Genomic DNA, 6,929 nt, shown 5'->3' with positions numbered 1-6,929 from the left:
TCTAGTTCCAGAACTAGGCGCAGACATAGAAGCTCACATCGGCTCACAAACTTAGCAGCCGATAGCCGATCGTTCACCCCCTCCGCCAGACGGGGTCTCCTTGCCGCTTACCGAGTAGCCGCAGACCGGGCCAGCAACTATCCGTGGCGGTTGCCAACCCATGGTCGCAGAACATTCGGCCCGATCGTACCGATAGGTTCAAAGCGGGGACGCGCAGCCACTGCCGGCATAAGACGGTTAGTCTGTTGATTATTCTGGGTATTTGAGAATTCAAGGATACCCATCAATTCGCCGCGTAGCTCGGCGAGGACCTCGCCACGCTTCTTGCCGGGATTGAGCACGATTTCGCCGATGAGCGAGCGCAGCGCCTCGACTGCCTCGCGCCCGCCATCCGGATCGGCGAGCGCCTCGGTGAATCGGGCCACGTTCTTGCGATAGACGTTGGCAATGTTGGGATGCACATCGGTAATGTTGGCGGGAGCCTGTGACTGGCGCGCAGTGATCTCCGCCTTCTGCCGTTCAAGCTCGTCCATCCGCGCCTTCATCGACGGCTGGTAGAGGCCGTCCTCGATCGCCGCCATAATGCCGGCAACCGCCCGCTCGATCTTCTGGAGCGCACGGTGATCTGTTTCCGCCTGTGCCCGCCGGTCGTGGTTCAGGCGGTTCATCTCCGCGGCATAGGCGCGCACGGCTTCTGCGACCGCCTGAGAAGAGACGAGGCAATCCTTCAAGCCCGCCAGCACCCGCGCCTCGATCTTGTCGCGCGTGATGGTGCGGTTATTCGCACAAGTCCCGCGACGGTGGTGGTTGAGGCACCCGTAGCGGTTCGGCGTCAGGATGCCGATCTTGCCGCCGCAGCAGCCGCAGGTGAGAAGGCCGGCAAGGAGGGAAACGGGCCGATTGGCGAGGTGCAGCCGCTTGGCCCTGCCCTCCCGCGTATTGGCCGGGTTGGGACCGAAGAGGGCCGAGATTTGCTGTTGCCGCGCCCGCGCGGCCTGCCACAGTTCATCGTTCACGATCTTGAGATGCGGCACTTCCGTCCTGATCCACTGGCTTTCCGGGTTCGGCCGTGACACGCGCTTGCCGGTCGCCGGGTCCTTGACGAAACGCTGCCTATTCCAGACCAGGACCCCGGCATAGAGTTCGTTGTTGAGGATGCCGGTGCCGCGCGAGACGTGGCCTCGGATGCTGGTGTCGCCCCAGGCCCGGCCGAGCGGGCCGGGAATGCCGTCCTTGTTCAGTTCGACCGCGATGGCCTTCGGGCTTTTGCCTGCGGCAAAGGCGCGGAAGATGCGCCGGACAATCGTTGCCTCCTCCACGATGATTTCGCGATCGCCCCGGATCGGCTCACCGTGGGCGTCGAGCTTCTTCACGACGTTATAGCCGTAGCAGAGGCCGCCGCCGGCCTTGCCCTTCTCCACCCGGCCACGCAAACCGCGATGGGTCTTCAGGGCAAGGTCCTTCAGGAACAGGGCATTCATGGTGCCCTTGAGGCCAACGTGAAGCTCGGTGATCTCGCCTTCGGCGAGGGTGACGATGGAGACGCCCGCGAAGCGCAGATGCTTAAACAGCGTGGCGACATCCGCCTGGTCACGAGAAATCCGGTCCAGCGCCTCGCCCAACACGACATCGAACAGACCGCGCTGCGCATCCTGCAACAACAACTGGATGCCGGGCCGCAGGATCATGCTCGCCCCCGAAATGGCGGCGTCGTGATAGGTGCTCGTGACCTTCCATCGCTCGCGCTTTGCGTGCTCTCGGCAGAGTCGGAACTGATCCTCGATCGAGCTTTCGCTCTGATTGTCGGATGAGTAGCGGGCGTAAAGCGCAACGCGGGGCATGGCGGTCTCCGTTCTGTCTAATCCTTGCCGGCCTCGTCCTCCGCACCGTTCGTGGCTTGAGGCCTGTTATCATTGGCGGCGCTGAGCGCCGCGAGCTGTTTCCGTGCAATCCGGCGTCCGATCAGCCGGGCAATGGTCAGGGTCACCTGCTCCAACTGTTGCCGCGTCTTGTGATCCGCCTCATTCCGTCCGCCATCCGGACCTTGATTGTCGTTAGCCGGTCTGATGTCGTCCGGCTTCGGTTCTGTGTCCTCTGCCATGCCGTCGCTCGCTCGATTTGCGGAGTCAAACGGGCATCAAGCAGCCGCAGGATCAGGAAGAGAAGACCAAAATCCTGCCATCGTACGGGAGCGCGCAAATACTTGCGATCAGCGGTTTTGTCGTAGATGTCGAACGCATCACACGGCCTGCAAAGCCTTCTGCACTGCCTTCGGGGCGCGCTCGATCGCGAGAAGATAAGCGCGTGTCGGCCCTTCCGGCTGTCGCGAGCCTTGTTCCCAATGGCACAGCGTATTGACGCTGAATCCGAAGCGACCTGCGAACTCTTCCTGCGTCATGTCTAGGCCTACCCGGATCGCCTTCACGTCGATCTTGTTCTTCGGGCCCTTTGTGGAGCCGAGATGTGGAACGATGGTCGTAGGTCGGAGATATCCGTTCCCACCGCCTTCGTCCGGCGGTGCCTTAGTGGTTCGACCAGGACTTCGTTTCCACATCCCGCTCGTAGGAAGGCGCGCAATCGTTATCGAGGATCAACACCACGATGCGGAATAGCGAGACCAACGGCCGCACAAATCGCGCGTTCAGTCGAGAGCAGCAGCAGCCGGTAGCCATCCTCCTCGTAAAGGGGATACTGGCCAACTTCGTAACACGCGCGCACATACTTTAACGCCGCGGCCGCTCCTTTGAGGCTTCCCGGCACGATGCCGGCGAGCTGACGCGAGGCCTTCATCTCAGCCCGACCGAGTGCGCCTTCAGCCTCGCAGAGGCCGCTTAACTTGGCCTCCAGCTCGGCCCGCCTGCCGCAGGGCGCTCGGCGCAGCTCGCGCTCGGCAGCATCCTGCTCGGCGAGCAGGCGCCCCAGTTCCTCAAAGACTCGGCGGTGGCCCTCGATGGCATCAAGGACCGGGTCGGGCGCGGTCGAAACGCCAACACTTTCAGCCGATGAGGGAGTGATGACCCCGGCCAGGATGGCGGCGCCGCCGGTGACGAACTGCCGGCGCCGAACGGCCGGGCCGGCAGGAAAGATTGAACGACTCGTGGTATAGGCAGAATCAGCCTGAGACATGGCTTGCTCCATGTTGAGGGTTAGGCTCGCGCAGGTGTTGCTGCATCTGTGCGGGCCGCTTGCCTGGCCTGTCGCGGCCAGTGCCGCGAATCGAATCACGGCCGCTTCGTTACGTCAACGGATATCCGGTTTTCACCCACGGCCAGGCCGTGTACCCATAAACCCGGCGGCGTGATGCGACTAAAGCAATGTCTGCTTTGCCCCTATAGCGACCGACTTCGTGCGGCGGCGCAATATGTCGCGATGGGCCATCAGCCGACATGCACGGTCGGACTGCTTACTCGGGAGGGCTTTAGCCGCGAGCCAAAACGATATCGAACCGAAAGACTGACCTCTCGATCGCTATGGCGATCAACAAACTCGGACTTCTGGCCGATAGCAGAAAGCGATCTGTTTCGTTGAGGGGGTCGCCTGGAAAGTACATCTGCGTGACCAGCCTCTCGAAACGGCCATGCACTTCAAAGTGAACATGAGGTGCACGCGTCCAGCCGTCCAGTGCCGCATATGAACCGGGCTTCACGGTTCTGAGCCGATAGATGCCATCTTCGGCAGAGTGTACCTCGCCGAATCCTACGAAGTTCGGGTCTAATGGTGATTCCGAATTGTCGTTGGGATGGTCATAACGACCGAAACTATTGGCTTGCCAGACAATGATGCGAACTCCCCCGATGGGGGAGTTCGCGATGTTGCGGACCGTTCCGGTGATCTCGATAACCTCTCCAAGCGCCGGACCTGAACCTTGAGACCTGCAAGTCAAATCGCCTGTCGTGACGGGTTCGGCTCCCGCAGGATAATAGGGTCCGAGGATCTGTTCCGGCGTGCGCATTGAATTGACTGGATCGTGTTTGGAGGGCTGGGAAGCGGAAGCTTATTGCGGCATCTTGATGCCGGACTCCCGGATGACCTTGCCCCAATGACCTACCTGCTCCTTGATGAGCGCGCCGAAGCTGTCGGCCGTTCCGCCCACCGGCGTTGCGCCGAGCTTGGCAAAGGTCTCGATGACCTTGGGCTTTTGCAGCGCCTTGTTGATCGCCTTGTTCAGGCTCGCGACCGCATCGCCGGGCGTACCGCTCTTGACGGCGAACCCGACGTAATCCTCGACGACGAGTCCCGCAAAGCCCTGTTCGACGACGGTCGGCACATCCTTCAGGCCTGCTACGCGATCTGGAGCCGTGACGGCAAGCGCGCGAAGCCGGCCGGTTTCGATGAAGTCCGCCACGGTAACCGTGGCCAGAAAATCGAAGTGGTTCGTGCCGGTCAGAAGATCGGTGATGCGTTGCTGCGGCTGCTGATAGGGGACGTGAGTGGCCTGGACGCCGGTCTGCAGCTTGAACATCTCTCCGATGAGGTGCGCCGGCGTTCCAAATCCCGCGGAAGAGAAGTTGTACTTGCCCGGCTGTTCCTTAAGGACGGCGATCAGTTCGGCAACCGATTTCGCAGGAAAGGATGGCGGCACCACGAGCGCGTTGTACGATTTCGAGATCTTGATGACCGGCACGAAATCCGTGTCCGGCTTCAGTCCCAGATTCGGCATCAGGGCCGGCACTGCGGCGGTCGGCACGCTCATGGAATAGACCGTGTAGCCGTCGGCGGGCTGCTTGAGCACCTCGGTTATCCCGATGGTCTGAAGCGCGCCAGGTTTGTTCTCCACGATCAGCCGCCAGCCTTCACCCTCGGAAAGCTCGGTCGCGATGACACGGCTGATCACGTCAGGCGGCGTGCCCGGTGCGGTCGGAACCACGATGCGGATCTTATTCGAGGGGTAACCTTCCGCAGAGGCTGGCGAAACACCGCAGCCGAGAAGCGGCAACACGAGCGAAACGCACACGGCGGCGTACTTGTTGGCCTTCATGCCAGCCTCCTGTCGTTTGGACACGCCCAGCTTGTGAAAGTTTGCTATAGACGTTAAGTTCTATTTTTCATTACCCCTATAGACATATGGAATACCCCATGGCTGAACGCGCAGACACGATCAGTCGCCGACTGAAGTTACGCCAGCTCAACGCCCTTGTTGCCGTCGCCCAGTGGGGCAGCATGGCGAAAGCCGCGGACCATCTCGCGATCTCGCAGCCCGTCGTTTCGAAGGCGATCGCCGAACTCGAGCAGGTTCTCGGCGTTCGCCTGTTCGACAGATTTCCTGATGGCGTGGAGCCTACACCTCATGGACGGGCACTGCTCAAGCGCAGCGTCGCGATTTTCGACGAACTGCGCACCAGCGTTAGCGAACTCGAGAACATGTCAGATCCTGCGGTTGGAGAACTGCGGGTCGGCTGCGAGGAGAACTTGAGCACCGGGCTGCTCCCGACATTGATCGACGGGCTGACGCGAAAATACCCAAAGCTGGCCTTCGACGTGGCGCTCGGCGATCCCGTTATCCTGCAGCAACGCGACTTGCTGAACCGCCGAGTTGAGCTCGCAATCATGCGCATTGCGCCTGCCAATCTCGACCCAGCACTGGAATCCTCGGTCCTGTGTCAGGATCGTATCGGGGTCGTTGCCGGGCATGACAATCCCTGGACTCGCCGGCGCAAATTTGCGCTTTCCGATCTAGTCAACGAACGATGGTGCCTCCCACCACCGGATCATCCCGTGGGTGCGCTGGTCATTGAAGCCTTCCGCAGCGTCGGCCTAGACCCACCGGCGAGGAGCGTTTCAGTCCGCTCCGCGCTCTGCACAAGCAATATCGTGGCGCATGGTCAACACCTCGGGATTCTCGGCAACCTGTTCCTGCACTTCAACCCGCCCAGCGTGAGGCTGAAAGTGTTGCCGATCGATTTCCCCATCGCAGCACCGCCCATCAGCGTCATCAAATTGAAGGGGCGCACACTCAGCCCGACGGCACAATTGTTTCTAGATTTTGCGCGCGGCATCATTGCGCCCTTGGCTAACCGGACACTGAAATAGCGGGTGTTGAACGGGGAACACTTCAGGAGCCGGTCCATGATGACTGCTTTGGGTCATTTTCGACGCATTTGGCAGAGATTGAGGGCTGGTTGATGTCCGCTCCTGTCCGTAAGCGCCGTACCAGGAGCGGGGCCAGGAGCGTTGCGTTTGGCCGGACTGCCGTGATTCAAACTCCCGAACTGGGGGCTCGAATCATGCGCCACGAACTCGCCGACCATGAATGGATCGCCATCAAGCCGATGCTGCCGAACAAGCCGCGTGGCGTTCCTCGAGGCAACGACAGACGGGTCCTGAATGGCATCTTCTGGTCCTCCGATCAGGAGCACCCTGGCGTGATCTGCCGACGGCGTTTGACCCATACACCACTTGCTACAACCGCTTCGTCAGGTGGCGGCGGCCCGGTGTTTGGGTCCGCATCATAGAAGCGCTTGCGACTGCCCATGATGCCGCTGTCCAGATGATCGACACTTCCATTGGTTCGCGTGCACCAGCATGGAGCCTGCATCACAAGGAATCAGCGCCAATCGATGGGACGGTCCCGCGGCGGCTTGACGAGCAAAATCCATGCGGTGGTCGATGGCAATGGTCTGCCGGTACGGCTGGCGCTGAGCCCCGGTGAGGCCCATGACGTTCGACTCGCCGGAAAACTGCTGTCTCTTCTGAAATCCGGGTCAATGCTGCTTGCCGACCGTGGCTATGACGCGGATTGGATCAGGGAGCTTGCCATGAAGAAGGGCGCGTGGGCCAACATCCCGCCGAAAAGCAATCGCAGCGATCCAATCTGCTTTGTAAGCATGCGGCGTAGGCCGCGGGCGGGCTGGTTTGTCCGGTTAGCGGCTAAACCTCGGGCTTTTCGGCCTTCGGCTTAACGATCGCCGCGAGTACCTGGCGGCGTTCTT

At 61.1% G+C, this 6,929-nt stretch carries 7 protein-coding genes and 1 pseudogene; 2 read left to right on the top strand and 6 right to left on the bottom strand.

Going from position 1 to position 6,929, the window contains the following annotated elements:
* Nucleotides 1–137 precede the first annotated feature (137 nt).
* The 6 genes from ACZBJS_RS41730 to ACZBJS_RS41705 all read right to left on the bottom strand — a co-directional run bounded on the left by ACZBJS_RS41730 (nucleotide 138) and on the right by ACZBJS_RS41705 (nucleotide 4,978).
* Nucleotides 138–1,841 carry a recombinase family protein gene (locus ACZBJS_RS41730; RefSeq protein ID WP_463440257.1) on the bottom strand — a complete coding sequence of 568 codons (1,704 nt, stop codon included), beginning with the start codon at nucleotides 1,839–1,841 and terminating at the stop codon, nucleotides 138–140.
* 17 nt (nucleotides 1,842–1,858) lie between these two features.
* A complete protein-coding gene (locus ACZBJS_RS41725) occupies nucleotides 1,859–2,101 on the bottom strand; it encodes a hypothetical protein (protein ID WP_463440256.1) in 243 nt (80 codons plus the stop codon).
* Nucleotides 2,102–2,239: 138 nt separating this feature from the next.
* Nucleotides 2,240–2,425, bottom strand: coding sequence for a helix-turn-helix domain-containing protein (locus tag ACZBJS_RS41720; RefSeq protein ID WP_463440255.1), 186 nt, complete (start codon nucleotides 2,423–2,425; stop codon nucleotides 2,240–2,242).
* Between the two features lie 155 nt (nucleotides 2,426–2,580).
* Entirely contained in the window at nucleotides 2,581–3,126 is a 546-nt protein-coding gene (locus ACZBJS_RS41715) for a hypothetical protein (RefSeq protein WP_463440254.1), read from the bottom strand.
* 292 nt (nucleotides 3,127–3,418) lie between these two features.
* A complete protein-coding gene (locus ACZBJS_RS41710; RefSeq protein WP_463440253.1) occupies nucleotides 3,419–3,952 on the bottom strand; it encodes a dioxygenase family protein in 534 nt (177 codons plus the stop codon).
* A gap of 42 nt (nucleotides 3,953–3,994) precedes the next feature.
* Complete coding sequence (locus tag ACZBJS_RS41705; protein ID WP_463440252.1) at nucleotides 3,995–4,978, bottom strand: Bug family tripartite tricarboxylate transporter substrate binding protein; 984 nt, start codon at nucleotides 4,976–4,978, stop codon at nucleotides 3,995–3,997.
* A gap of 98 nt (nucleotides 4,979–5,076) precedes the next feature.
* On the opposite strand from ACZBJS_RS41705, the gene ACZBJS_RS41700 reads away from it, so the two are divergent.
* The gene (locus ACZBJS_RS41700; RefSeq protein ID WP_463440251.1) at nucleotides 5,077–6,030 is read left to right on the top strand and encodes a LysR family transcriptional regulator; all 954 of its coding nucleotides are present in this window, start codon (nucleotides 5,077–5,079) and stop codon (nucleotides 6,028–6,030) included.
* Nucleotides 6,031–6,224: 194 nt separating this feature from the next.
* Nucleotides 6,225–6,842: pseudogene (locus tag ACZBJS_RS41695) on the top strand (IS5 family transposase); the annotation flags it as partial.
* Between the last annotated feature and the right edge of the window lie 87 nt (nucleotides 6,843–6,929).

Source organism: Bradyrhizobium sp. KZN70725, assembly GCF_055264925.1.
The sequence above is the reverse complement of the archived record's forward strand: the minus strand, read 5'-3'. Positions and strand labels throughout refer to the sequence as shown.